This is a genomic window from Streptomyces canus 299MFChir4.1 (assembly GCF_000383615.1).
GTDB lineage: Bacteria > Actinomycetota > Actinomycetes > Streptomycetales > Streptomycetaceae > Streptomyces > Streptomyces canus_C.
Genome location: NZ_KB911603.1, coordinates 42,516 through 67,704 on the forward strand (window position 1 = coordinate 42,516; position 25,189 = coordinate 67,704).

The 25,189-nt window shown below is 71.0% G+C and carries 21 protein-coding genes; 11 read left to right on the plus strand and 10 right to left on the minus strand.

Going from position 1 to position 25,189, the window contains the following annotated elements; translation table 11 throughout:
* Positions 1-70: 70 nt before the first annotated feature.
* On the plus strand, positions 71-1,369 hold the full coding sequence (locus H293_RS0133645) for an MFS transporter (RefSeq protein WP_020122215.1): 1,299 nt from the start codon (positions 71-73) through the stop codon (positions 1,367-1,369).
* Here the strand turns inward: H293_RS0133645 and H293_RS0133650 are convergent.
* From H293_RS0133650 to H293_RS0133695, 10 genes are all read right to left on the minus strand, one after another.
* The gene (locus H293_RS0133650) at positions 1,316-2,302 is read right to left on the minus strand and encodes a sugar phosphate isomerase/epimerase family protein (RefSeq protein ID WP_020122216.1); all 987 of its coding nucleotides are present in this window, start codon (positions 2,300-2,302) and stop codon (positions 1,316-1,318) included. The genes H293_RS0133645 and H293_RS0133650 overlap by 54 nt on opposite strands.
* Positions 2,299-2,910 carry a tRNA-specific adenosine deaminase gene (locus H293_RS0133655; RefSeq protein WP_020122217.1) on the minus strand — a complete coding sequence of 204 codons (612 nt, stop codon included), beginning with the start codon at positions 2,908-2,910 and terminating at the stop codon, positions 2,299-2,301. The genes H293_RS0133650 and H293_RS0133655 overlap by 4 nt, the downstream gene beginning before the upstream one ends.
* Positions 2,911-2,931: 21 nt before the next feature.
* Positions 2,932-4,443, minus strand: a complete 1,512-nt coding sequence (locus H293_RS0133660; RefSeq protein ID WP_020122218.1) for a GMC oxidoreductase — start codon at positions 4,441-4,443, stop codon at positions 2,932-2,934.
* A gap of 30 nt (positions 4,444-4,473) precedes the next feature.
* Positions 4,474-5,619, minus strand: coding sequence for an ROK family protein (locus H293_RS0133665; RefSeq protein ID WP_020122219.1), 1,146 nt, complete (start codon positions 5,617-5,619; stop codon positions 4,474-4,476).
* Positions 5,613-6,923: a carboxylesterase family protein gene (locus H293_RS0133670; protein WP_020122220.1), complete on the minus strand. Its 1,311-nt coding sequence runs from the start codon at positions 6,921-6,923 to the stop codon at positions 5,613-5,615. Before H293_RS0133670 ends, H293_RS0133665 begins: the two co-directional genes overlap by 7 nt.
* The gene (locus H293_RS0133675; protein ID WP_028808431.1) at positions 6,920-7,741 is read right to left on the minus strand and encodes a carbohydrate ABC transporter permease; all 822 of its coding nucleotides are present in this window, start codon (positions 7,739-7,741) and stop codon (positions 6,920-6,922) included. The genes H293_RS0133670 and H293_RS0133675 overlap by 4 nt, the downstream gene beginning before the upstream one ends.
* Entirely contained in the window at positions 7,738-8,679 is a 942-nt protein-coding gene (locus tag H293_RS0133680) for a carbohydrate ABC transporter permease (RefSeq protein WP_020122222.1), read from the minus strand. The genes H293_RS0133675 and H293_RS0133680 overlap by 4 nt, the downstream gene beginning before the upstream one ends.
* Positions 8,676-9,977: an extracellular solute-binding protein gene (locus H293_RS0133685; protein ID WP_020122223.1), complete on the minus strand. Its 1,302-nt coding sequence runs from the start codon at positions 9,975-9,977 to the stop codon at positions 8,676-8,678. The genes H293_RS0133680 and H293_RS0133685 overlap by 4 nt, the downstream gene beginning before the upstream one ends.
* 478 nt (positions 9,978-10,455) lie before the next feature.
* Positions 10,456-12,411: an RICIN domain-containing protein gene (locus H293_RS0133690; protein WP_259294581.1), complete on the minus strand. Its 1,956-nt coding sequence runs from the start codon at positions 12,409-12,411 to the stop codon at positions 10,456-10,458.
* A gap of 108 nt (positions 12,412-12,519) precedes the next feature.
* Positions 12,520-14,751, minus strand: a complete 2,232-nt coding sequence (locus H293_RS0133695; RefSeq protein WP_020122225.1) for an alpha-L-fucosidase — start codon at positions 14,749-14,751, stop codon at positions 12,520-12,522.
* 452 nt (positions 14,752-15,203) lie between these two features.
* On the opposite strand from H293_RS0133695, the gene H293_RS0133700 reads away from it, so the two are divergent.
* The 10 genes from H293_RS0133700 to H293_RS0133745 all read left to right on the plus strand — a co-directional run bounded on the left by H293_RS0133700 (position 15,204) and on the right by H293_RS0133745 (position 25,187).
* Positions 15,204-16,268, plus strand: a complete 1,065-nt coding sequence (locus H293_RS0133700) for a sugar ABC transporter substrate-binding protein (protein ID WP_020122226.1) — start codon at positions 15,204-15,206, stop codon at positions 16,266-16,268.
* Positions 16,269-16,315: 47 nt separating this feature from the next.
* Entirely contained in the window at positions 16,316-17,881 is a 1,566-nt protein-coding gene (locus H293_RS0133705; RefSeq protein ID WP_020122227.1) for a sugar ABC transporter ATP-binding protein, read from the plus strand.
* Positions 17,874-18,914, plus strand: coding sequence for an ABC transporter permease (locus H293_RS0133710; RefSeq protein ID WP_020122228.1), 1,041 nt, complete (start codon positions 17,874-17,876; stop codon positions 18,912-18,914). Before H293_RS0133705 ends, H293_RS0133710 begins: the two co-directional genes overlap by 8 nt.
* A gap of 94 nt (positions 18,915-19,008) precedes the next feature.
* The gene (locus H293_RS0133715; RefSeq protein WP_020122229.1) at positions 19,009-20,334 is read left to right on the plus strand and encodes an L-fuconate dehydratase; all 1,326 of its coding nucleotides are present in this window, start codon (positions 19,009-19,011) and stop codon (positions 20,332-20,334) included.
* Positions 20,327-21,226 carry an amidohydrolase family protein gene (locus H293_RS0133720; RefSeq protein ID WP_020122230.1) on the plus strand — a complete coding sequence of 300 codons (900 nt, stop codon included), beginning with the start codon at positions 20,327-20,329 and terminating at the stop codon, positions 21,224-21,226. Before H293_RS0133715 ends, H293_RS0133720 begins: the two co-directional genes overlap by 8 nt.
* Positions 21,220-21,651, plus strand: a complete 432-nt coding sequence (locus H293_RS0133725) for an RbsD/FucU domain-containing protein (RefSeq protein WP_020122231.1) — start codon at positions 21,220-21,222, stop codon at positions 21,649-21,651. Before H293_RS0133720 ends, H293_RS0133725 begins: the two co-directional genes overlap by 7 nt.
* On the plus strand, positions 21,648-22,691 hold the full coding sequence (locus tag H293_RS0133730) for a zinc-dependent alcohol dehydrogenase (RefSeq protein WP_020122232.1): 1,044 nt from the start codon (positions 21,648-21,650) through the stop codon (positions 22,689-22,691). The genes H293_RS0133725 and H293_RS0133730 overlap by 4 nt, the downstream gene beginning before the upstream one ends.
* On the plus strand, positions 22,688-23,449 hold the full coding sequence (locus H293_RS0133735) for an SDR family oxidoreductase (protein ID WP_020122233.1): 762 nt from the start codon (positions 22,688-22,690) through the stop codon (positions 23,447-23,449). Before H293_RS0133730 ends, H293_RS0133735 begins: the two co-directional genes overlap by 4 nt.
* The gene (locus tag H293_RS0133740) at positions 23,446-24,087 is read left to right on the plus strand and encodes a bifunctional 4-hydroxy-2-oxoglutarate aldolase/2-dehydro-3-deoxy-phosphogluconate aldolase (RefSeq protein ID WP_020122234.1); all 642 of its coding nucleotides are present in this window, start codon (positions 23,446-23,448) and stop codon (positions 24,085-24,087) included. The genes H293_RS0133735 and H293_RS0133740 overlap by 4 nt, the downstream gene beginning before the upstream one ends.
* On the plus strand, positions 24,084-25,187 hold the full coding sequence (locus H293_RS0133745) for a sugar kinase (RefSeq protein WP_020122235.1): 1,104 nt from the start codon (positions 24,084-24,086) through the stop codon (positions 25,185-25,187). The genes H293_RS0133740 and H293_RS0133745 overlap by 4 nt, the downstream gene beginning before the upstream one ends.
* The last annotated feature ends 2 nt before the right edge of the window (positions 25,188-25,189 follow it).

The following is a 25,189-nucleotide window of genomic DNA, read 5'->3' on the forward strand; positions in this document are numbered from 1 at the left end:
CAGGGAAGGGTGCGGTGGCGCTGATGTGAAAGTCGTGGGTACGGGAGGTGTGGCGGACCTCGATCGGGGGATGGTCGCGATCATGACAGCGACACCACAGACGGACGCGCCGCCCACCGAACGACCTGTACGGCAGCTCCTCGCCGCCTCCGTGGGCAATGCCGTGGAGTGGTACGACTGGTACGCCTACACGTTCTTGGCCACCTACCTCGCCGGCGCGGTCTTCCCCAAGGGGGCGAACGACTCGCTGGTGCCGCTGCTGTCGACGTTCGCGGTGTTCGCCGTCGGCTTCTTCATGCGGCCGGTCGGCGGCCTGCTGATGGGGGCGATCGCGGACCGGCACGGGCGGCGCTCGGCGCTGACGGTCACCATTTTGCTGATGGGCGGCAGCAGTCTCCTGGTCGGGCTGACACCGACGTACGCCGCGGTCGGCGTGCTGTCCCCGGTCGTTCTGGTGCTCGCGCGACTGCTCCAAGGGCTGTCCGTGGGCGGGGAGTTCGCGGCCTCGACGACCTTCCTGGTCGAGTCGGCGCGGCCCGGCCGACGCGGGCTGTTCTCCAGCTTCCAGTACGTGTCGACGACGGCCGGGCAGCTTCTGGCGTCCGGGGTCGCCACGCTGCTGGTGGACACGCTGGACGAGGGGCGGATGGACGGCTGGGGGTGGCGCGTCCCGTTCGTCCTCGGGGCCGTGCTGTCCCTGGTCGGTTTCTGGATCCGGCGCGGCGCGCAGGAGACGCGCAGCGAGGAGCAGCGGCGGGCGCCGCGTCCCGGGCTCCTTGAGGGCTTGCGGCGCCATCCGCGCGAGTCCCTGCTGATCTGCGGGATCACGATGGGCGGCACGATCGCGTACTACACGTGGACGTCGTATCTGCCCACGTACGCCGAACTCAACGCCGGTGTCGACAAGTCGGACGCGTTGCTCGCGGGGACGATCTCGCTCGCCTTCTTCGGGGTGCTCCAGCCGCTCGGCGGGCTGCTGTCGGACCGCTTCGGGCGGCGGCCGTTGCTGCTCTTCTTCGGGCTGGGCTTCGCGCTGTCGAGCGTGCCGCTGCTGCACGCCCTGCGGGACTCCTTCGCGGTGCTGCTGCTCGTGCAGTGTGCGGGGATGGTGCTGCTGACCGGGTTCACGTCGATCAGTGCGGCGGTGAACGCGGAGGTGTTCCCGGCGCGGGTGCGGGCGGCCGGGATCGGGTTCCCCTACTCGCTGACGGTCGCGGTGTTCGGGGGGACGGCACCGTATGTGGGCACGCTGTTCAAGGAGTTGGGCCACACGGGAGCGTTTCCCTGGTACGTGGCCGCCCTCTGTCTCGGCTCGTCACTGGTCTATCTGCGGCTCCCCGAGACCGCTCACGGAGAACTGCGCCGCTAGCGCCCGCTTCGCCAGCGCCCGCTTCGCCACCGCCGCGCCCGACCTCAACGCGGCCACCGGATCGGCGGCCTCGTCCAGTTCGATCAGGACCGTGTCCGCGCCGGGCGTCGCGGACATCGCGTCCGCCCAGCCCTCCCAGTCGACGATCCCCGTGCCCAACTCCGTCATGTACGGCTGCTGTCGGGCGTACACCGTCTCGTCGATCGTGAGGTGGACGTCGATCGGCGCGACCGCGTCCTTCCAGTGGGCCAGGGCGGTGCGCGGGGTGTGGCGCCGGGCCACCGCGACGGGGTCGCCGCCGCCCAGGGCGATGTGGCAGGAGTCGGGGCACAGCCAGACATAGCGCGGGTCGGTCAGGGCCATGAACAGGTCGATGTCCCGCTCGTACCACAGGGTGCTGTGGGACTCGGTGTGGAAGGCCAGCCGCACCCCGTGCCGGGACACCGCCTCGCCCACCACGTGCGCGATGTCGGCCATGCGGGTCATGTAGGCGGCGTCGACGAAGAAGGGCGGGCGGGTGCCGTACGTCGCCCTCATCGGCAGTCCGGCGACGAGGACCTCGGCGCCCACCTCGGCGAGGAAGGCGGCGCGGCGCTCGGCGTCGGCGACGATCGCGGGGAGGTTGCCGCCGTGCCGCCAGTCGGGGGCGTCGCTGTCGGCGACGAAGGCGCTGACGACGGCCAGGCCCCGGCCGGCCAGTTCCCGGCGGAACGCCTGGGCGCTGCCGTACGCGCGCAGCGCCGAGTCGATGCCGCCGGGCGCGAACGTCAGCTCGATGCCGGTGACCTCGGTCTCGGCGAGCGTGTCCAGCACCCGCCCCCAGAAGCGGTCCGGATGATCCGCGGCCCGGTCGCGGACCGCGGCGGCGGAGTCCAGGCCCCAGAATCCGGGGTGGTAGAAGGTGACGACGTCCGTCGCGAAACGAGGGCTCATTCCGTTCCCCCGCGCGCGTTGTAGACGACGACCTCGTCGGACTCGTCGACGGCCTTGCGGTAGTCGCGGAACACCGCGAGCGCCTCGTCCCTCAGGACGTCTCGCACGACCTCGATGCCGCGTGTCTCGAACTGCTCGGCCCAGTCCGCGCCGACCGGGCCCTCGTCGAAGGTGGTGATCTCCTCCAGTTCCGGGCCCTGGCCCGCGACCACCAGTCCGCGGACCCCTGACCACATCGTGGCGCCGTAACACTGCACGCAGGGGCGCCAGTTGACGACCAGTTCATGGGAGGGCAGGCCGTCGCCGCCGAGGTCCCAGCCGCCGGTGGCGATCTGGGCGAGGCCGAGCGCGACGACCTCGGCGTGCGCGCTGGAGACTCCGGTGGACAGGACGACGTTCACGCCGACGGAGACGATCCGGCCGGACTCGCGCTCGGCGACGAGAGCGGCGAACGGGCCGCCGTTGCCCTCGCGCCAGTTGCGGTCGGCGAGGCGGTGCACGAGACGCATCCGGTCCTCGCGTGAGGGCAGGGCGGCGGGTGCGTCGGCGAGTTCGTCGTCGATCCAGGCGGGCAGGGCCACGCGGTATTCCCTGGCGATGTCGATCACGGTTCGGTTCCTCTCGGTGGTTCAGGTGCGTGCGGTGACGGCACGGGCGGCCCGTACCGCGGTGACGGCGCCGGTCAGGGTGACGTTGGCGGCCATGGCCGTGGGAACGACTCCGTTGCCCGCCAGATACAGGTTGTCGAAGCCCCACACCCTTCCGTCCGGGTCGCACACACTGGTGCCGTCGTCGGTGACGCCTGCCCGGACCGTGCCGGTGAGATGCAGCGACGAACCGGGCGGCAGCACCGTGGACTCGGTGTCGGGATCGAAGGGGCCGAACTCCTCCGCGAGGGACCGGACTTCGTCCAGTGCTCGCCGGATCAGCGCGCGGTCGGTCTCGGAGTAGCCGAACTCGACGCGGATGCGGGGCAGCCCGGCCAGGTCGGTTTCGTGCGCCGAGAACACGAGCCGGTTCTGCGGGCGCGACTCGACGGGGACGTACAGCGACAGGCCGACGGAGTGCGCGAGGGGCCGGCCGGCCCCGTCGACGTAGGTGCGGTTCATGATCTGGCCGTGGAAGGGCCGGCCGGGTCCGTTGCACGGCAGCCACAGCGAGTCCGTGCTGAACTCGCCGGGGCGCGGCAGGGGCAGGGCACCGGGGTCGAGGCCGAACCGGTCGAGGTCGAGCAGGACGCGGGCGGTGACGAAGGCGTGCTCGTTGAGGCACCGGCCCAGGGCCTCGGGGCGGATGCGGGAGGCGTACAGGAGTTGCGGGGTGCGCAGCGCGTCGGCGCACACCACCACGGTGCCGGCGCGGAGTTCGGACTCGGTGCCGTCGGCGACGCGGCGCAGGCGGGCTCCTGTGACCCGGCCGGCGTCACCCTGTGTGAGTGCGGTCACGAGTGTGCCGGTGAGCAGGGTGAAGGCCGGATCGCCGCCCTCCGCGAGGGCGGGGAAGATCGTCCCGGGGGCCGTGCGGGGCATGGGGCCCGAGGGTGTGGGGGTGACGGCCATGGGCATGGGCTGCGGGGCCCGGTCGGCCGGCCCGGCATCGCCGTAGCGTCGGCGCAGGACGTCGAGGACGAGTTCGCCGACCTTGGTCGGGCCGATCGCGGCGGGGGTGACGGCGAGCAGTCGGCGTGCGGTGATGAGGTCGGCCGCCCAGGCGTCGGGGTCGCCGAAGTCGAAGACCTCGTCCCCGGCGGGCCACGGGGTGGCGGCGGTCCAGTGGACGCCCATGCCGCCCGCGTTCCAGGCGAGCGCGGCCTGCGGCATCGCCTCGGCGTCCTCACCGAAGGCGAGCGCGTGGAACATGCCGGGGGTGAGGTCGGGGAGGCTGTCCGCGACCTCCCGGACCACCTCCGCTCCCGTGTACATGCCCTGGATGCCGGTGGCGACCTTCTCGTTGTAGCGGGACCACAGCTCGGGGTCGTCGAGGTCGTGCAGGTGCCGCCCGGGCGCACCGCCGATCGAGGTGCCGCCGTCGGCCATGGTGAGGTGCAGCGCCGGGTCGCTCTCGCGCAGGAGGCGGGCCACGAGCGAGCCCATGATGCCGCTGCCCACGATGAGGACGTCGGTGCGGGGGATGTGGGTCAAGTGGAGCTCCGGGTACGTGGGGTGTGGGGGTCAGTCGACCGGGACGAGCGGTCCGAACAGCTCGGTGTCCATGCGGTCCAGGGCGAGCTTCACCGCGCCGATGAGCGGGGCGTCGTGGCCGAGCGCGGTGGCACGCAGTTCGACCGCGGGGGTGCGGGCGTCCCGCAGCGCGTCCCGCACCCGGGGCAGCAGGACGTCGGCCGCGTCCTCAAGGCCGCCGCCGAGGACGATGAGCGAGGGGGCGACCGTCCAGGACAGGGTGGTGAGGATCGACGCGATGTTCTCCACGAACTCGTCGACCTCGGCGAGCGAGGTGGCGTCACCGTTGCGGGCCGCCTCGAACCGGGCCAGGGCGAGGGCGCGCCCGGCGGGCAGCGGTGAGGTCAGGGCGGCCACGGGCCGGTCCTCGACCGAGCCGGCCGGCATCGAGCGTGCCTCGACGATCTCGCCCGCGGCACCGTCGAGCCCGCGGTGCACGGCCCCTCGGATGAGGATGCCGAGGCCGGTCCGGTTCCCGAGCATCGCCCATACGACGTTGTCGTGATCGGCGGCCACTCCCCGCCAACGCTCCGCCAGCGCACCGAGGTTGGTGTCGTTGTCGGCGAACCAGGGCACCGGGAGGCGACGGCCGAGCTCCTCGGGCAGGTGCACGCCCTCCCAGCGCGTGGTATGCACCAGGCGCCGTACGACCCCTTCGTCGTCGATGGCACCGCCGCCGGCGATGGCCCCGGCCCGCAGCCGGTCCACCGAGCCGCCGGCGTCTTCGAGGGCCTCAAGGACCAGTGCGGCGGCGTCGTCGAGGGTGGTGCGCGGGTCCTTGTAGGCGCGCAGCGGCCGGTGTGCCCGGCCGAGGATGTGGCCGCGCACGTCGGCGACGACGGCGGAGACATCGACGGTGGTGATACGTACGGCGGCCAACAGGGCGTGTTCGGCCCGCAGTTCGTAGCGGCGGGCCGGGCGTCCGGCGCAGCCGCTGTTCGGCACCCGGTCGAGTTCGGTGACCCATCCCGCGTCCACGAGTGAGTCCAGGATCAGCTCGATCGTGCGCCGGGACAGACCGGTCTGCCCGGCGAGTTCGGTGAGTTTCCTCGGTCCCGACGACACCGCCAACGCCCGCAGGATCACGGAGGTGTTGACCCGTCGTACGGCGCTCTGGTTCATGCCGGCCGTCAGCACGGTTCGCCTCCCGTCACCGGGTCGTACACGCCGCGGGTGTCGGCCACGAGCGGCCGGCCGTACTCGCGGGCCGGATCGCCGGGCGTGCCGGTCGCCCTCCCCCACTGCGGACTCTCGCCGCGGACGAAGCCGACGAGGTCGGCGTGCATCCGGGTGGCCAGCTCCGCGGGCGGGTTCGGGCCGAGCGCCTCGGGGACGCCCGGCGCGTCGAGCACGTCGAAGAAGAAGGGGAGGTCGACGCAGTGGACGGCGCCGCCGAGGGTCGGGGAGGGCCATTCGAAGGAGTACAGCCAGGTGCCGGCGAGAGCCTCACGACGGGCGGCCGCGGTGCGCGGGCACGCGGAACGGAAGAGGATGTCCGTGATGCGGGTGCCGGCCGCGCGCGACCCGCGCTCGCCGTCGCCGCCGCCGTCGAACTCGTCGCCCGTGGCGCCGAGCAGCAGGGGCACGTCTTGGCCGTGCGCGGTGAGTCCTTCGGCGACCGGTACCGGCAGGATGTCGTCGCCTGCGACCGGGCCGAGCACGAGCGCGTCGTCACCGCGCAGGTCGAGGACGGCCCGCTGGAGCTGTTCCGGCGTACGGCGTCCGAATCCGGCGCGCGTGGGTGGCACACCGAGGCTGTGCCCGAGTCCGGCGAGGAAGTCATGCGGCGGGTCGACGTCGAACAGCCCGCCCGACAGGCTCACCGCGCGCCGGAAGCGGCCCTGGGCGGCCGGCGAGGAGAGCAGCGCGAGCACCGCCGCTCCCCCGGCCGACTGTCCGGCGACCGTGACCCGGTCCGGGTCGCCGCCGAACGCGGCGATGTTCTCCTGGACCCAGTCGAGAGCGCACAGCAGGTCGCGCAGTCCGAGGTTGGCGGGTACGCCGTCGAGCGGGGCGAAGCCGTCGACACCCAGCCGGTACCCGACCGTGACGGTGACCACGCCGTCCCGGGCGAAGGCCCGCCCGTCGTACCAGGGACTGGCCTGGCTGCCCGCCAGGAAGCCGCCGCCGTGGATCCACACCAGCACCGGGCAGCCCTCAGCGGCGGGAGCCGTGACGGAGAGGTTCAGCACGTCGTCACCCGGCACCGACGGCTCGGGGATCGTGGTCGTGGCGAACAGCGGCACACGCTGCGAGGTGGCGCCGTGCCGGGAGGCGTCGTACGGCTGCGGGAACCGGGCCCGTGGCACCGGAGCGGCGAACCGCCGTGCTCCGGTGGGCGCTTCGGCGTACGGGATGCCCAAGTAGCGCCGTACGCCGTCGGCTTGGCGGCCGACAACAGCGCCGGCCGGGGTGTCCAGGACGGATTCCGTCACGGTCATCGCAGCCCCGTCCCCGCGACGCCCTGCACGAAGTACCGCTGCAGGAAGAGGAAGAGCACGAGCACCGGCAGCATCACGACGATCGCTCCGGCGAGCAGCAGTCCGTAGTCGGTGACGTGGGCCGCGGCCTGACTGGTGGCGGCGAGGCCGACCGGGAGGGTGTAGGTGGCCATGCTCTGGGCGACGACCAGCGGCCAGATGAAGTTGTTCCAGGAGTTGAGGAACGACATGATCGTGATCGTGGCGACGGCGGGACCGGCCAGCGGCAGGAAGATCCCGAAGAAGATCCGGAACTCGCCCGCGCCGTCGATGCGGGCCGCTTCGAGGAGTTCGTCGGGGACCGACAGGGCGTACTGGCGCATGATGAAGACCGACAGCGGAAGCGCCGCGCCGGGCAGGGCGATTCCGGCGAGGGTGTCCGCGAGCCCCAGGTCGACCGTGATCACGAACTGGGTGACGAACACCGCGGTGAACGGCACCATCATCGCCGCCATGACCGCGCCGAACGCGAGCCTGCGCCCGGCGAAGTCGAGTTTGGCGAGGGCGTATCCGGCGGCCGACGCGGCCAAGATGTTCCCGGCCACGACGATCAGCGCGACGACGACGCTGTTGACCACGAACCGGCCGAAGCCCTGGGTCTCGAACAGACGCGTGAAGTTGCCGAGGGTGAGGTGGTGCGGGAGCAGTGCCCCGGGGTCGGAGCGGATCTCGTCCAGGCTGCGCAGCGATCCGCTCACCCCCCACGCGAAGGGCAGCATGGTGAGCAGGGCGCACAGCACCAGGGCGGCGTACATCACGGGACGGGCGGTACGGCTCATGTGCGGGACCTCAGCATCCGGAACTGGACGACGCTCACCACGGTCACCAGCGCGAGCGTCACGAAGGACGCCGCCGAGGACATCCCGAACTCGCCCGCCCCGAACTGGCGGTAGGTGTACAGCGCGACGGACTCGGTGGAGCCGAGCGGGCCGCCGCCGGTGAGGAGGTAGGGCTCGTCGAAGACCTGGAGGTAGAAGACGGTCAGCAGGACGGAGACCATGAGGGTGGTGGGCAGCAGCAACGGCAGTGTGATGTAGCGGAGTTGGCGCCACCGGCCGGCCCCGTCCAGAGCGGCGGCCTCGTACACGTCCCGCGGGACGGCCTGGAGACCGGCGAGGAACAGCACCATCGCGATGCCGAAGTTGCGCCAGACGCCGAGCAGGATGACGACCGGCATGGCCAGGTTCGGGTCGTCCAGCCAGTTCGGTCCGGCGAACCCGACCGCGCCGAGCAGCTTGTTGACGGTGCCGTCGACGTGGAAGGCGTACTGCCAGATCAGCGCGACGGCGACGACGTTCGTGACGACGGGCGCGAAGAAGACGGTGCGCAGGACACCGCGCAGCCGGCTGATGCCGGAGTTCAGCGCGAGGGCCAGCGTGAAGCCGATGCCCATCGTCAGCGGTACCCCCACGGCCACGAAGAGGGCGGTGTTGAGGATGTCCCGTACGAAGGTCTCGTCCTGGAACAGCCGGAGGTAGTTCTCGACGCCGGTGAAGTCGACGGCGAACGGGGTGCGCAGGTCGGCACCGCGGATGTCGGTGAGGCTCAGGGCGAGGGCGGCGACGGTGGGGATCGCCGTGTAGACCAGGAAGACGAGGGCGAACGGGGCGAGGAACAGCCAGGCGACGGCGGTACGCCGGGCACGGGACGCCCTGCCTGCGGCCGTCTTCGGTACGGCCGTGGCCTTCCCGGCGGCCGATACGGCGCTCGCGGTCATCGCTTCGTGCCCGTGCCGATGCTTTCGGCGTACGCCTGGATGTTCGCGGCGGCCTTCGCAGCGCTCTCCTTGCCCTTGGCGACGGCCTCCATCTCCTTGCCCAGCCGGGTCGCGACCTGCTGCCAGGTGGTGACCTGGGGGAACGCCCGGGTGTTCTTGAGCTGGGTGAGAAAGGCGGCCATGAGCGGCTGCCCCTTGATGACCGGGTCGTCCCAGGCGGAGATGACGGCCGGCAGCGAGCTGTACGCCTTGTACTGCGCGACCTGGGTGGTGGGCTGGGCCAGGTACCGGACGAGCTTCCAGGCGGCGTCCGCGTTGCCGCTGTCGGCGAGGACGCCCCAGCTGCCGCCCGCGGAGAAGGACACGCTGCCCGACGCTCCGGCGGGCAGCGGGGCGGTGGCGACATGGGAGGCCGTCCACCCGCTCTTCTTGGCGGCCGTGTCGAGCTGACCGATGACCCACGGCCCGGTGATCATGCTCGCGGTCTTGCCGGAGACGAAGTACGGCTGTGCGTCGAGGAAGGTCGGCCCGCTGGTGTCGGCGGTCCCGGAGGTGAAGAAGGACGCGTTGTACTTCAGCGCGTCGACCATCTGTGGCGTGTTCAGGTTCCACTTGCCGGCGGCGGTGACGAGTGAGCCTCCGGCCTGCCAGGCGTACATGGCGACGTCCTGGCCGTTGAAGATGTCCCACCCGATGTCGGCCCCCAGCGCGTGGCCCGCGCCGGCACCCTGGAGGGCCTTGAGGAAGGGCTCCATGGCGGCCCACGTGGTCGGCGCCTCGACGCCCGCCTTCTTGGCCAGATCCGATCGGTAGACGAGCGCGTACGAGTACGCGTACCAGGGCACCGTGTAGGCCACGTCGTCCACGACCCCGGCGTCCCAGAGGCTCTTGAAGAAGCTGCCCGGATCCACCAGGCCGTCCGGCACGGGCCGCAGGGTGGACGAGTCGAGGAACTGCGCCTGCGACTCGGGGAAGAACTGGGCGACGTCCGGTCCCTTGCCCGCCGCGATCGCCGCCTGGAGCTTGGTGTAGTACTCCGCGTTCGGGATCAGCGTGGTCTTCACGACCAGGCCGGGGTTGGCGGACTTGAACGGCTTGACGACCGTGCCGAGCACGTCGGCGTCGCCCTGGGCGGCCCAGACGTTCAGGGTGCCGGTGGCCGGGGACGCGTCGACCTTCTTGGCGGTGCCGGCGGCGGCCGCGGCGTCGTGGCGCCCGCAGCCGGTCAGGGGAAGCGCGCTGCCGACGGCCAGGCCGGCGGTCAGCCGTATGGCGGCGCGGCGGGAGATGTTGGGCACGGAGGACTCCTGTCACACGAGGTGCCTCACGGGGGCGGAGGTCAGTGACGTGATGTGCCCAGACGCTATGAACCGCGTGTTTCGGCCACGTGGCGGTCCTCGCGCTGAATAATTTCGGAACTTGTAGCGAAATCGGCTCGGGGTGTCGATCGCACCCCGATGCCGGCTGCAGGCTCTTTCGTGGATCGCCCGTCCTGCAGCAGGCTGTGGAGCCCTACGCGATCACGTCACGAAGTCCGCCGGGTGGGCTGAGCCCGTACAGCGGGACCCATTCGCGGTAGTCTCCCGGTGTGCCGCTCGACGTCGTGGGCCCCGGGAGTCCCCCGCGGCAGGAGAGCCGACAGCGCACTCAGCGCATGGTCCGTCGCCGCTCGCCGGAACGCCGTCATCCACCCGGGCACCGACGGCACGTACGACGGTCCCGCGAAGGCCGGCCGACGACGGGCGGCGGTGAAGCTGTCGCCCGTCGTCGGGATTGTCACACGGCGATGATCTGCCACTGCTCCTCGGGCGCGCGGCTGTAGGTGAACTGGTCGATGTTGGCGCCGTCGGCGGTCGAGCCCCCGTCGACGTTGAGGGACAGTCCGCTGAACCGGTTGGTGAGGTAGTAGTAACCGTCGCCGGTGGGCGTGACCGCCCAGTGCTGCTGGGGAACGTTGCTGTCGGAGTAGATGGAGACGTTTCCGCCGTCCACCCTGGAGAGTCCGGCCACCTCCATCAGCTTGCCGCTGTTCACGTTCTTGATCTCGTAGTAGCCGTCGCCGGTGGAGGCGAAGGTCCACTTCTGGGCGGTGTTGTTCAGCCACGGCCACTGCTGGATGTTGGTGCCGTTGGCGGTGCCGAAGTTGAACACGTCGACGACCTTGCCGCTCTTGCGGTTGACGATGCGGTAGACCGTGCCGTCCCCCGGGAGGACCCTTGACACCAGAGCCGGTTTGGCGGTCCGGCCACCGATGTGGAGGCCGCCGATGTTGGCGTAGCCGCCGGTGGCGGCGTTGGCCTGGAGCCGTACGAAGCCCACGTTCCGGGCGGGCCATTCGGCCACCTTGGTGGCGCGGTCCCCGGCCCAGGTTCCGGTGGCGACCTGGGTGAAGTTCGTGCCGTCGGTGCTGGTGGAGATGGTGTAAGAGGTGATGTCGCCGTCGGTGGTGTCGCTGCGGTTCCACTGCTTGGGCAGGTACTCCAGGGTGGAGACGTTGCTCCACACCCCGCCCAGGTCGATCGTGATCGAGTGGGGCAGGGCCGGGGACAGTCCCCAGGTCGACCAGCAGGTCTCATAACCCCTGTCGCTCAGTCCGTCGATGCCGTTGAGCGGTCCCTCGCCGGTGCGGAACGCGGTCGCGTAGGCGCTGACCGGTGTGACGGGGTGCTCGGCGCGCAGCATCTGCGTCGGCAGTGGCGGGCGGGAGGTGTTCGGGCTCCAGGCCGCCCCGACTTCGGCGAGCCGGTTGACGATGTTGGTGTCCAGCCTGCCGTTGCGGTTGGGCGGGCAGTTGAGGATGAACGAGGTGTACTTCGGCTCCAGGTCGGCCAGATGCGACAGGATCGATGCCTTGCTCATGGGGTCGGTGGTCGGCGTCGCCGGGTGCCAGAACCAGCCGTTGCTGATCGTCTGCCCCTGCGTGGAGGCATAGGTGTTCCCGGCCGGCGACGAGACACCCAGCGGCTCCTCGAAGTAGATCGCGTCGCCGAGGAACGGCACCGACAGGGCACCGTGGTCGAGCATGACGATGTCCGGCTGGAGCGACTTCACGAGCTCACGGACCCGCTGGTAGGAGACGGCCTGCTGGCCCATCTGCCACCCGTAACCGTCGGTGACGAACAGGTCGATGGTGCCGTAGTTGGTGAGCAGCTCGGTGATCTGGCCGAGGATGAAGGCCATGTCGCTGGGCTGGATGGCATCGGTGGTCTGGAGACCGACATTCTTGTGCCGGCCCTCCCACGCCTGGACGCCGAAGGTGCGGTCCCATACCGAGTAGTAGAGCCCGACCTTCAGCCCCTTCGCCCGGAAGGCGTCGCAGTACGCCTTCACCACGTCGTGCTTGTAGGAGCTGTTCGCGACGTTCTGAGTGCCGTGGGCGCTGGGCCACAGGGCGAAGCCGTCGTGGTGCTTGGTCGTCAGGATGCCGTAGCTCATCTTCGCCGCCGCGGCGGCGTCCGCCCACTGGGCGCAGTCCACGGCCGTGGGAGCGAACAGGGTGGGGCTCTGGTTCGGGGCGGCCCACTCCTGGTTGGTGAAGGTGCCCATGTTGAAGTGGTTGAACATGCCGAACCGCATGTTCACCAGCTTCTCCAGATTGGTCTGGGGATCCGCGGCGGCCGCCTCCGCCAACAGCGGCGACAACGCGGGGGCCACGGGCAGCGCTGTCGCGGCCGCAGCGGCGCCCGCGGCGCCCAGCAGGGTACGACGGGACAGTCTTCTCTCTGATGACATGGGTGTACTCCCGGTCGGGTGGCTCTGATGTGGGGGGTGAGGCGGTGAAGGCGGCGGGCAGGCCCGAGAGGGCGCCCGCCGCGGCCGTTGGTCAGGGCGGAGCGGGACTCACAGGGCGGTGAAGGTCCACTGCAGGTTGGTGCTGCTGCCGTTGGTCCACTGCTTGGTGACGGAGCCCGAAGCGACGTTGCCGCCGCCGTCGAGCGCCAGGCCGGTGGTGCGGTTGGCGATCGTGTAGCTGTTGCCGCCCCGGGGGGTGATCTTCCACTGCTGGTTGGAGCCGCCGTTCCACGGCGCCTGCTGGGCCGGGGAGCCGTCGGCGGTGCTGCCCCATCCGTCGGCGACCATGCCGTTGGTGCGGTTGACCAGCTTGTAGTAGCCGCCGCCCACGTCGACCGCCTGCCACTGGAGGTTGTTGCTGGAGTCCCAGCTCCACTGCTTGAGGTTGGATCCGGAGGCGACGTTGCCGCCGCTGTCCAGGGCGAGGCCGTCGGTGACGTTGGTGATCCGGAAGTACCTCGACGGGTTGAACTGGACCCTGAGCGAGGTGATCTGGTCGTTGTTGCCGGTGACCCTGAGGTCGGGGTTGTCGGCGGTGAAGGTCCAGGCGGTGCCGGTGAAGTTGTCGCCGGAGTAGCCGATCACCTGGTAGCCGGGGGCGGGACGCAGGCTGGAGATGGTGCGGGTGCCCAGTCCGGCCGCGCTCAGGTCGGCCGCGGTGTAGTCGCCGACGGGCAACGGGGCCGAGCCGCCGGTGTAGTTGACGTCCGTGAAGGCGGCGGCGCCGGCCAGCGGCAGCAGGGTCGGGATGGCGCCGGAGAAGGCCAGCTTCAGGACGTAGGCGCCCGCGCTGTACGGCGCCGAGGACGGCAGGGTGACGGTGAGGCCGGAGGAGGTCTGCGTGGGAGCGGGCAGGTCGATGTAGGTGCCGGCCGTGGAGCCGAGCAGTTTCACCGAGGTCAGCGAGGAGAGGTTGACGCGGTCCGAGCTGAGCGTCTTGATCGTCACCGAGCTGCCGGGCCAGCCCAGGACGGTGGCGTACAGGACGTTGCCCGCCTTGTTGCGGGTGAAGCGGATGTCCTGCGCGGTGCCGGCCGTCGGCGTGGTGAAGGCGCCGCCGCCCATCTTCGTCGGGCCTTCGCCGTACACGGTCCAGGCGCGGGTCGAGTACACCGACTCGCCGAAGCGCTTCAGGTAGTCGCCCATGCCGAGAAGGATGTCCTTCTGCGCCTGGGGGATGGTGCCGTCGGCCATCGGCGCGATGTTCAGCAGCACGTTGCCGTTCTTGCTGACCCGGTCGAGGAACGAGTGCAGCATCTGCTGGCTGCTGTAATAGCCGATGCCCTGCGTGTAGCACCAGCTGGAGCTGGAGATGCTGTCGTCGGTCAGCCAGTACGGGCTGGTGAGGTCGCCGGGGCCGCCGCGCTCGTAGTCGAAGACCTCGCCCTTGCCGTTGAACCCGTCCTTGTAGGTGGCGACGACCTCACGGCCCCAGGCGTTGGCCTGGTTGTAGTAGTAGGACAGGAAGTTCAGGCGCTGCGTCTCGTCGACCGCGTCCAGTTTGAAGTCCTGCCACAGGATGTCCGGTTGCGCGAGGTCGACGACCTCCTTGAGCTTGTCGTACCAGAGCTGGTTCTCCGCGGCCGCACCGAGCTGGCCGTAGAGCTTCTTGAGGCTGGGGTCGGTCTGGGCGGGGGCGAACTCGTAGAAGCCGTTGTAGTGGTACGCGTGGTGCATGGCGACCAGCAGCTTGAGGCCCTTGGCCCGGATCGCCGTGGTGAACAGCTGCAGCAGGTTGAGCTTCGGGCCCTTGGCGACCGAGTTCCACTCGTTGACCTGGCTGTTCCACATGGAGAAGCCGTCGTGGTGCTCGGCGACCGGGCCGGCGAACTTCGCACCCGCGTCGACGAACAGCTGCGCCCACTCGTTGGGGTCGAAGTTCCCGCCGGCCGACTTCAGCTTCGGCGCGAACTGCACGAAGTTGCCCGCCAGGTCGTTCGCCCCGTTGATGAAGTTGTGGTAAGGCCATGCCGAGGGCTGGCCGTAGGTCGCGATGTGGTGCTGGTTCACGCTGTCGCCGGCGTGATACATGGACCGCGGATACCACTCGTTGCCGAAGGCGGGAACGCTGAAGACGCCCCAGTGGAAGTAGATCCCGAACTTCGCGTCCTGGAACCACTCCGGAGCCGGCGGGTGCTGGTCGACCGAGTTCCAGTCGGGCGTATACGTGCTCGGTGCCGCCTGGGCGACGCCGGCGCCGAGGCCACCGCCGGCTATGGCTGCCGCCGCCACACAGGTTGCGGCGGACAGGAACTGGCGTCTGTTGAGCGAACGCGACATGAGGACATCCCTGAGGTAGGGGCAAGGGGGACGGGGGGAGACGCGGAACGCCGACGGTCCTGGAGCGTCGGAGGTTACGCATGAAGTTCGACCATGTGACGCACTGATGTCAACGGGCGTGCAGGGATGAAAACCCGTATCACCAGCAGCTTTTGTCCCTGTATAGGCGCTATCAGTGCATTGCTGTAGAGGCAAACATGGAATGTCTAGGGGCTCGGCGAAGGGCGCAGCACCACATGCGCGGCCCGCAGGCAAGCCGTCAGTCCATCACGAGTGCGCATCATTGATGGGATGGATCTACTGCCCAGGAAAGCCATCTCCAGCACTTTTGCCGCACCCACTAGACAACCGCCTTTCTCCCGCTCTATAAACATCCCATCTCTCCGCCGACGACACATAACCGTCGCATCGGCGTAACAACCCCGCTCCGGGACCAGCGCGAGGAAGTACCCATGAGACTGAGAACCGCACTCGGCTCCACCGCCTCCGTCGTCTGCGCACTGACGCTGCTCAGCGCCTGCAGCAGCGGCTCCGGCACCACCGCCTCGTCGAGCGGCAAGCCGCTCGTGGGCGTCGACTACCCGCGGTCCGACACCGACTTCTGGAACTCGTACATCAAGTACACGCCCCAGTCGGCCAAGGAGCTGGGGCTGGACCTGAAGACCACGAACTCCCAGAACGACGTCGCCAAGCTCACCGCCAACGCGCAGACGTTCATCAGCCAGGGCGTCAAGGGCATCGCGATGGCTCCGCAGGACACCGCCGCCATCGCGCCGACGCTGGCGCAGCTGGAGGCCAAGAAGATCCCGGTCGTCACCGTCGACACCCGGCCCGACAGCGGCAAGGTGTTCATGGTGGTGCGGGCCGACAACCGCGCCTACGGCGAGAAGGCCTGCCAGTACCTCGGCACCAAGCTCGGCGGCAAGGGCAAGGTCGTGATGCTGGAGGGCGGCCTCGACTCCATCAACGGCCGTGACCGCACCGAGGCGTTCAACGACTGCATGAAGAAGAACTACCCCGGCATCAAGGTGTTCGGCGAGGCCACCAACTGGGACGGCGCGGTCGCCGCACAGAAGCTCCAGACGGACCTGACCGCCAACCCGGACATCAAGGGCGTCTACATGCAGTCCAGCTTCGCCCTGGCCGGCACGCTCCAGGTCCTCAAGCAGAAGGGCCTGTTGGTCGACCCGAAGGACAAGAAGCACGTCTTCGTCGTGTCCAACGACGGCATCCCCGAGGAGCTCAAGGACATCGCGGCCGGCCACATCGACGCCACCGTCTCCCAGCCCGCGGACCTGTACGCCAAGTACGCCCTGTACTACCTCAAGGCCGCGATCGACGGAAAGACCTTCAAGCCCGGCAAGACCGACCACGACAGCACCATCATCCAGGTCCGCGACGGACTGCTGGAGGACCAGCTCTCCGCTCCCCTGGTCACCGTCGACGGCGGCACCTACGGCGGCGTGCCCAGCGTCAAGAGCGACGACACCTCCCTGTGGGGCAACAACCTCGGCTGACCTGCCCTCTCGGGCATCCAACGGCTCACCACTACAAGGCGGTTGAAATGAGCGACGGGGAGCGAGCAGTCACCCCCGCGCCCGCCCCGGCGGACGACGGACGGGCCCCCGCGACCCCGCCCGTCGTCGAGGCGACGGGCATAGTCAAACGATTCGGACCGACCGTGGCCCTGAACGGCGCCCGGATCACCATCAGGCCGGGCGAGACCCACGCACTCGTCGGCCGCAACGGAGCCGGCAAGTCGACCCTGGTCTCCGTCCTGACGGGCCTGCACGCCCCCGACGAGGGCACGGTCACCTTCGGCGGGGACCCCGCCCCCCGGCTCAGCGACCGCGACGCCTGGCGCCGGCGCGTGGCCTGCGTCTACCAGAAGTCGACGATCATCCCCACGCTGACCGTCGCCGAGAACCTCTTCCTGAACCGTCACCACCACGGCCCCAACCGGCTGATCAGCTGGACCGGCGTGCGCCGCCGGGCGCAGGAGCTCCTCTCGACCTGGTCGGTGGACGTCGATCCGCAGTCCCCGGCCGGCGAACTCAGCGTCGAGCAGCGGCAGTTCGTCGAGATCGCCCGGGCGCTGTCCTTCGGGGCCCGGTTCATCATCCTCGACGAGCCCACCGCACAGCTCGACGCGGCGGCCATCAACCGGCTCTTCGACCGCATCCGCGAACTGCAACGCCAGGGCGTGACCTTCCTGTTCATCAGTCACCACCTGCAGGAGGTCTACGAGATCTGCGACATGGTGACGGTGTTCCGCGACGCCCGGCACATCGTCACCGCCCCCGTCGCGGACCTCCCCCGCACCGAGCTGGTCGCCGCCATGACCGGCGAGGCGGCCGCCGACCGGCAACAGGCGCGGTCGAGCACCGTCGACCCCGCCGCCGCCCCCGCGCTGTCCGTGCGGGATCTGGGCGGTGACGGCACATACGAAGACGTCACCTTCCAGGTGGGCGCCGGCGAGATCGTCGGCCTCGCCGGTGCCGCCGCCAGCGGACGCACCGAGGTCGCCGAGACCGTCGTAGGGCTGTGGGCGGCCGCCACCGGCGAGGTGGAGATCGCCGGGCGGCGGCCCCGGCCGGGCAGCGTGCCCGCCGCGCTCGCCGCCGGCGCCGGGTTCGTCCCCCAGGACCGGCACCACCAGGGCTTCGTGCCCGACATGTCGATCGCCGACAACGCCACCCTGTCCGTGCCCCACCGGCTCGGCAGGAACGGCCTCCTCAGCCGTGACCGACGCGACCGGCTCGCCGACAACATGATCGAGAAGCTGGCGATCAAGACGCCGGGCCCCGAGCTGCCCGTCTCCTCCCTGTCCGGAGGCAACCAGCAGAAGGTCGTCATGGCCCGCGCCCTGGCCGACGACCCGCGGCTGCTGGTCCTGATCAACCCGACCGCGGGCGTGGACGTGCGCTCCAAGGAGTTCCTCCTCGGCAAGGTCGAGGAGACCGCCCGGACCGGCACCGGAGTGCTCATCGCCTCCGACGAACTCGACGACCTGCGGATGTGCGACCGGATCCTGGTGATGTTCCAGGGCCGGGTCACGACCGAGATAGCCCGCGGCTGGCACGACCACGACCTCGTGGCCGCGATGGAAGGAGTGGACCTCAATGCCTGAAACCGTCCTCGCGGACACAGCCGCCAAGGCCGCGGAACCGAAGCAGAGGCGCACCGCGCTGCTCGGCGGCCGGATCCCCCTGGCCCGGCTGCGCGACCTCGCCCTCGTCCCCGCGATCGTCGTCATCGCGATCGTCGGCCAGATCGTCAACCCGGTCTTCCTGCAGACGGACAACCTCATCAACGTCCTGCAGACCATGTCCGAGATGGCCCTGCTGGTCCTCGCCCAGACGATGATCCTGATCGTCAAGAAGATGGACCTGTCGCTGGAGTCCACCATGGGCCTCGCCCCCGGTGTCGCGGCCTGGCTGGTCGTCCCGGCCGGCGCCGGACACGGACTCGGCCTGCTCTCCGGTGGCTGGGCGATCCCCGTCACCCTGGCCGTGGGCGCGCTGGTCGGCGTGATCAACTCGCTGCTGATCATCCGCTTCGGCCTCAACGGCTTCATCGTCACCCTCGGCATGCTGATCGTGCTGCGCGGCATCCTCACCGGCATCTCCGGCGGCCAGACGTTCTTCCAGCTGCCGCAGTCGATGCTCTACCCCGGCACCGCGCAGTGGTTCGGGATGCCCGCCTCCATCTGGATCTGCCTGGCCCTGTTCGCCGTCGCCATCGTGGTCCTCGGCTGGACCAGCTTCGGCCGCTCGCTGTACGCCATCGGCGGCAACGTCGACGCGGCCAAGGCCGCCGGCATCCGCACCGACCGGGTGCTGTGGATCGTCATCGTCACCGGCAGCGTGCTCGCCGCCGTCGCCGGACTGCTGCTCTCCGGACGCCTGGCCTCCGTCGCCTCCGCACAGGGCAACGGCTACATCTTCACCGTCTTCGCCGCCGCCGTCATCGGCGGGATCAGCCTCAACGGCGGCAAGGGCACCATGTTCGGCGCGTTCTGCGGCATCCTGCTGCTCTTCATGATCCAGAACGTGCTCACCCTGGGCGGCGTCCCCGCCCAGTGGATCGGCGCCCTCAACGGCCTGATCATCCTGGTCGCCCTCGCCATCTCCCGGATCACCGGCGGCAAGGTCCAGGACTGACCCGGGCGGCCGTCGCCGGCCGCCCGTCCCGCGCCGCGTTCACCGCTCGTCGCAAGGGGCCCGATTCCCCCTTGCCGTCACAGGAGTTGCCGCCATGTCCTCCACCCCGCCCGCATCCGCCCGCATCACCGCCCTGGACGTCCTGGACGTGCGGTTCCCCACCTCCGAACACCTCGACGGCTCGGACGCGATGAACCCCGAGCCCGACTACTCCGCCGCCTACGTCGTGCTGCGCACCGACGCCGGCGACGGACTGGAGGGCCACGCCCTCGCGTTCACCACCGGCCGCGGCAACGATGTCCAGGCCGCCGCCATCGCGGCCCTCGCCCCGCACGTGGTGGGCCTGTCCGTCCAGGAGGTCTGCTCCGACCTCGGAGCCTTCTCCCGCTCCCTCGTGCACGATCCCCAACTGCGCTGGCTGGGCCCGGAGAAGGGCGCCATCCACATGGCCACCGGCGCGGTCGTCAACGCCGCCTGGGACCTGGCCGCCAAGCGCGCGGGCCTGCCCGTGTGGCGGTTCCTCGGCGAGATGTCGCCCGAGGACCTGGTCGCGCAGGTCGACTTCCGCTGGCTCAGCGACGCCCTCACCCCCGAGGAGGCGCTGGAGATCCTCCGCCGTGCCGAGCCCGGCCGCCAGGAGCGCGTCGCCCGTCTGCTGGAGCGCGGCTACCCCGCCTACACCACCACCCCCGGCTGGCTCGGCTACTCCGACGAGAAGCTGGCCCGCCTCGCCCGCGAGGCCGTCGCCGACGGCTTCACCCAGATCAAGCTGAAGGTCGGCGCGGACCTGGAGGACGACATACGGCGCATGCGCACCGCCCGCGAGACGGTCGGCCCGGACATCCGCATCGCCGTCGACGCCAACCAGAGATGGGACGTCCAGCCCGCCATCGACTGGATGCGCGCCCTCGCCCCCTACGACCCGTACTGGATCGAGGAGCCCACCTCCCCCGACGACATCCTCGGCCACGCCGCCGTCCGCAAGGCCGTCAGCCCGGTCAAGGTCGCCACCGGTGAGCACATCGCCAACCGGGTCGTCTTCAAGCAGCTCCTGCAGGCCGGCGCGGTGGACATCGTGCAGATCGACTCCGCCCGGGTCGGCGGCGTCAACGAGAACATCGCGATCCTGCTGCTCGCCGCGAAGTTCGGCGTGCCGGTCTGTCCGCACGCCGGAGGGGTGGGCCTGTGCGAGATGGTCCAGCACCTGTCGATGTTCGACTACGTCGCCGTCTCCGGCACCACCGAGGACCGCGTCATCGAGTACGTCGACCACCTGCACGAGCACTTCGTCGACCCGGTCCGCATCAGCGACGGCCACTACCTCGCGCCCGCCCTGCCCGGGCTGAGCGCGCAGATGCACCCCGCGTCCCTCAAGGAGTACACCTACCCCGACGGCCCCGTGTGGACGGCCCGTGTCTGACGCCCACACCCTCGTCGACGCCCACCACCACGTGTGGGACCTGGACATCCGGCCGCAGTCCTGGCTCGACGAGCCCGGACACGAGCCGATCAGCCGCAGCTTCGGCACCGAGGACCTGCGCACGGCCGCGACCAGGCCGATCGCGGGCCGGCGGCTGGAGCGCACGGTGCTCGTCCAGTGCGTGGCCTCGGTCGACGAGACCCGCGAGTTCCTCGCCCTCGCCGACGGCGACCCGCTCATCGGCGCGGTCGTCGGCTGGGCCGACCTCACGTCCCCGGCGATCGGCGACGTACTCGACGCTCTGCGCGCCGGGCCCGGCGGTACGTATCTGCGGGCCGTACGTCACCTCGTCCAGGGCGAGTCCGTTGCCGCCTGGCTGCAACGGCCTTCGGCGGAGCGGGGACTGCGGGCGGTGGCCGAACGGGGTCTCGGGTACGACCTGCTGATCCGCGACCACCAGTTCCCCCAGGCGATCCGCCTGGCCGAACGCCTCCCCGGCCTTCCCCTGGTCCTCGACCACGCCGGCAAACCGCCCATCGCCCAAGGCGACCTGGGCGACTGGGAGCGGGGCGTGCGGCGGCTGGCCGCGCATCCCCAGGTGCGGTGCAAGGTGTCGGGCCTGGTCACCGAGGCCGACCACGAGAAGTGGTCCGTCGACGACATCCGGCCGGTGTGGGAGGTCCTGCTGGCGGCCTTCGGCACGGACCGGCTGATGTTCGGCTCGGACTGGCCGGTCTGCGTCCTCGCCGGCGGCTGGAACCGCTGGGCCGCCACCGTCGAGGAACTCCTGGACGGCTGCTCCGCCGCCGAGACCGAGGCGGTCCTCGCCGGTACCGCCACCACGTTCTACGGCCTCGGCCCCGCTCGAAGGAAGGAGCGCACCGCATGCTGATGACCGAACTCCTGCACCCGGGCATCCTCGAAGCCCTGGCGGGCGCCGGGCACGGCGCCCGGGTGCTGCTCGCCGACGGCCACTATCCGGCGAGTACCGCCACCGGCCCGCGTGCCAGGACCGTCCACCTCAACCTGGCGCCGGGTCTGCTGGACGTCACCACCGTGCTCGACGTCCTGCTGCGGGCTCTGCCCGTCGAGTCGGCGCACGTGATGGTGCCGCCCGAGGGCGAGCCGGAGCCCCCGGCCATCGCCGAGTACCGCTCGATGCTGGCGCCCGTCCCCGTCGAGACGCTCGACCGCTTCGCGTTCTACGACGCCGCCCGCTCGCCCGACCTGGCCCTCGTCGTCGTCACCGCCGACATCCGCACCTACGCCAACCTGCTGCTCACGATCGGCGTCCGCGCCGAAGGGACCCTGAGATGACACTCGCCGTCCGCTATCTCGCCGCCCGCACCCTGGACACCGCGCCCGCCGAGAACCCGCCCCCCGGCCCCGGCCAGGTGGAGATCGCCCCCGCCTACGTCGGTATCTGCGGCACCGATCTGCACATCTTCCACGGCGACATGGACGCCCGGGTCGCCGCGCCCGCCGTCCTCGGCCACGAGATGTCGGGCCGGATCGTGCGGGTGGGCGCGGGAGTGGAGGACTGGTCGCCCGGTGACGCGGTCACCGTGATGCCGCTGCGCTGGGACGACACCTGCCCGGCCTGCCGCGCCGGCCACCAGCACATCTGCCAGCACCTGGACTTCATCGGCATCGACTCCCCGGGCGCGATGCAGCAGCGCTGGACCGTGCCCGCCACGACCCTCGTACGGCTGCCCGGCTCCCTCCCCCTCGACCACGCGGCCCTCGTGGAGCCCACCGCGGTCGCGGTGCACGACGTGGGCCGGGCCCAGGTCCGCGCGGGCGAGAAGGCCGTCGTGGTCGGCGGCGGTCCCGTCGGCATCCTCATCGCCCTGGTCGCCCGCGCCGCCGGAGCCGAGGTCCGAGTCGTGGAGTTGAGCTCTCACCGGCGGCGGCTCGCCGAGAAGTTGGGACTCACGACCTGGGACCCGGCCGCCGACGACCTGCCCGGGCTGGTCCGTGAGTGGACCGGCGACGCCGGCGCGGACGTGGCCTTCGAGGTCTCCGGCGCGCAAGGCGGGGTGGACACGGCGGTCGACGTGCTGGGTGTGCGCGGGCGGCTGTGCCTCGTGGCCATCCACCCCCGGCCCCGCGAGGTGAACCTGCACCGCTTCTTCTGGCGCGAACTCACGCTCGTGGGCGCCCGGTTGTACGACCGCACCGACTTCGAGCGGGCGGTGACCCTGGTGGCCGACGGCACCGTTCCGGCCCAGCAGCTGATCAGCAAGGTCGTCCCCATGGCACAGGCGCCCGACGCGTTCGAGGCCCTGGAGGGCGGCGGCGACGTGATGAAGATCCTCGTGGACTGCACCGACGACTCCCAGGGAGCCGCCCAGTGAACGCCTTCGACCTGACCGGCAGGCTCGCCGTCGTCACCGGGGCCCGGCGCGGCATCGGCCGTGCCATGGCCCGCGCCCTCGCCGAGGCCGGCGCGGACGTCATCGGCGTCAGCGCCCAACTGGAGGAGACCGGCAGCGACGTGGAGAAGGACGTCCTGGCCGCGGGCCGCACCTTCGAGGCGATCCGCACCGACTTCGCCGACCCCGACGCCGTCCGCGCCCTGGGCAGAGACCTGGCGGGACGCGAGCGGCCGGTCGACATCCTGGTCAACAACGCGGGCACCATCCGCCGCGCCCCGGCCGCCGAACACACCGACGAGGACTGGGAGTTGGTGCTCCAGGTCAACCTCAACGCGCAGTTCGCCCTGTCCCGCGCGGTCGGCGCGTCGATGGTGGCCCGCGGCCGCGGAAAGATCGTCTTCACGGCGTCGCTGCTCAGCTTTCAGGGCGGCATCACCGTCCCCGGCTACACCGCCGCCAAGCACGGCATCGCCGGACTGACCAAGGCCCTGGCCAACGAGTGGGCTCCGCACGGCGTCAACGTCAACGCCATCGCCCCCGGCTACATCGCCACCGACAACACCCAGGCCCTCCAGGACGACCCCGTCCGCAGCAAGGCGATCCTGGACCGCATCCCGGCCGCCCGCTGGGGCAGCGCCGACGATCTCGCGGGCGCCACCGTGTTCCTCGCCTCGGACGCCGCGGCCTACGTCCACGGCGTCGTCCTGCCCGTCGACGGCGGATGGCTCGGCCGATGAGTGCCACCGAAACCACCGGCCTGGCCGCCGTGCTGGACGGGGCCCGTCTGCTGCCGGTGCTGACCGTGCCCTCCGCCGCGACCGCCGGCCCACTGGCCGACGCGCTCGCGGCGGGCGGCGCCCGGTGCGCCGAGGTCACCTTCCGCACCCCCGACGCCGAGCAGGTGCTCAAGACGATGGCCGCCCACGGAGGGCTGACCGTCGGCGCCGGTACGGTCCTCACCCCCGAGCAGGCGGAGCGTGCCGTGGCGGCCGGGGCCCGCTTCGTCGTCTCCCCCGGCTTCGACGAGGACGTCGTCGCCAAGTGCCGCGAGCTGGGGGTCCCGGTCGTGCCGGGCATCGCCACCGCCACCGAGCTGATGCGCGCCCTGAAGGCGGGCCTGGACACCGTCAAGCTCTTCCCCGCCGAACCGCTCGGCGGCATCCCGATGCTGCGCGCCCTCGCGGCCCCCTTCCCTCAGGCACGGTTCGTGCCGACGGGCGGCATCGACGCTCCGCGCCTGCCCGCCTACCTCGCCGTCCCGGCGGTCCTCGCCGTCGGCGGCAGCTGGATGGCCACCCCCGCCCATCTGGAGCGGGGCGAGTACGGCGAGATCCGCCGGCTGACCGCCGAGGCCGTGCACGGGAGCGCGACGTGAGCGACGTGGTGGCCCTCGGCGAGGTGATGCTCCGCTTCGACCCGGGCGAGGGCAGGATCCGCACCGCCCGCACCTTCCAGGTCTGGGAGGGCGGCGGCGAGTACAACGTCGTCCGCGGACTGCGGCGCTGCTTCGGCCTGCGTACGGCCGTCGTGACCGCCCTCGCCGACAACCAGGTGGGGCGGCTGGTCGAGGACCTGATCCTCCAGGGCGGCGTCGACACCTCCCTGATCCGCTGGGTGCCCGACGACGGCATCGGCCGCACCGCCCGCAACGGCCTCAACTTCGTCGAGCGCGGCTACGGCATCCGGGGCGCGGTGGGCGTCAGCGACCGCGCGAACACCGCCGTCTCGCAGCTGCGCAAGGGGGACGTCGACTGGGACGCGGTCTTCGCCCCAGGCTCGACGGGGCCGCGCTGGTTCCACACCGGCGGCGTCTTCGCCGGCCTGTCGGACACCACCGTGGACGTCGCGGACGAGGCCATGGCGGCCGCGCGACGGCAGGGCGTGACGGTCTCCTACGACCCCAACTACCGTCCCAGTCTCTGGGCCGGCAGGGGCGGCGCCGACGCCGCCCGCGAGGTCGACCTGCGGCTCGCCCGCCACGCCGACGTCGTGGTGGGCGCCCTGGGCCTGGCAGGGCAGTACCCGGGGGCGGTACGCGTCGCGGCGGACGAGGTGCGGGACGCCCTCGCCGAGGTGGCCGCGCTGCTGCCCCGGGCCGAGGTGCTCGCGACGACCCTGCGGGGCGTGCCCTCGGCCGGCGTCAACGACTGGTCCTCGGCCGCCTGGTCGCCCCGTACCGGCTTCGTCCGCGGCCCGGAACTGCCCGGCCTGCACGTCCTGGACCGCATCGGCTCGGGCGACGGCTTCGCGGCCGGCCTGATCTACGCACTGCTGACCCTCGGCGGTGGCGAGGCCGGACCGGCGGTCCCTGCCGCGCCCGTCGCGGACCTCGACACCGCCGGACTGAGCCGCGCCCTGGCCTACGGCACCGCGCACGGCGCCCTCACCATGACCACCCCCGGCGACGTGTCCATGGCCTCGCTCGCCGAGGTCGAGGCACTCATGGCAGGCGGCTCGGCCGCCGTCAGAAGGTGACG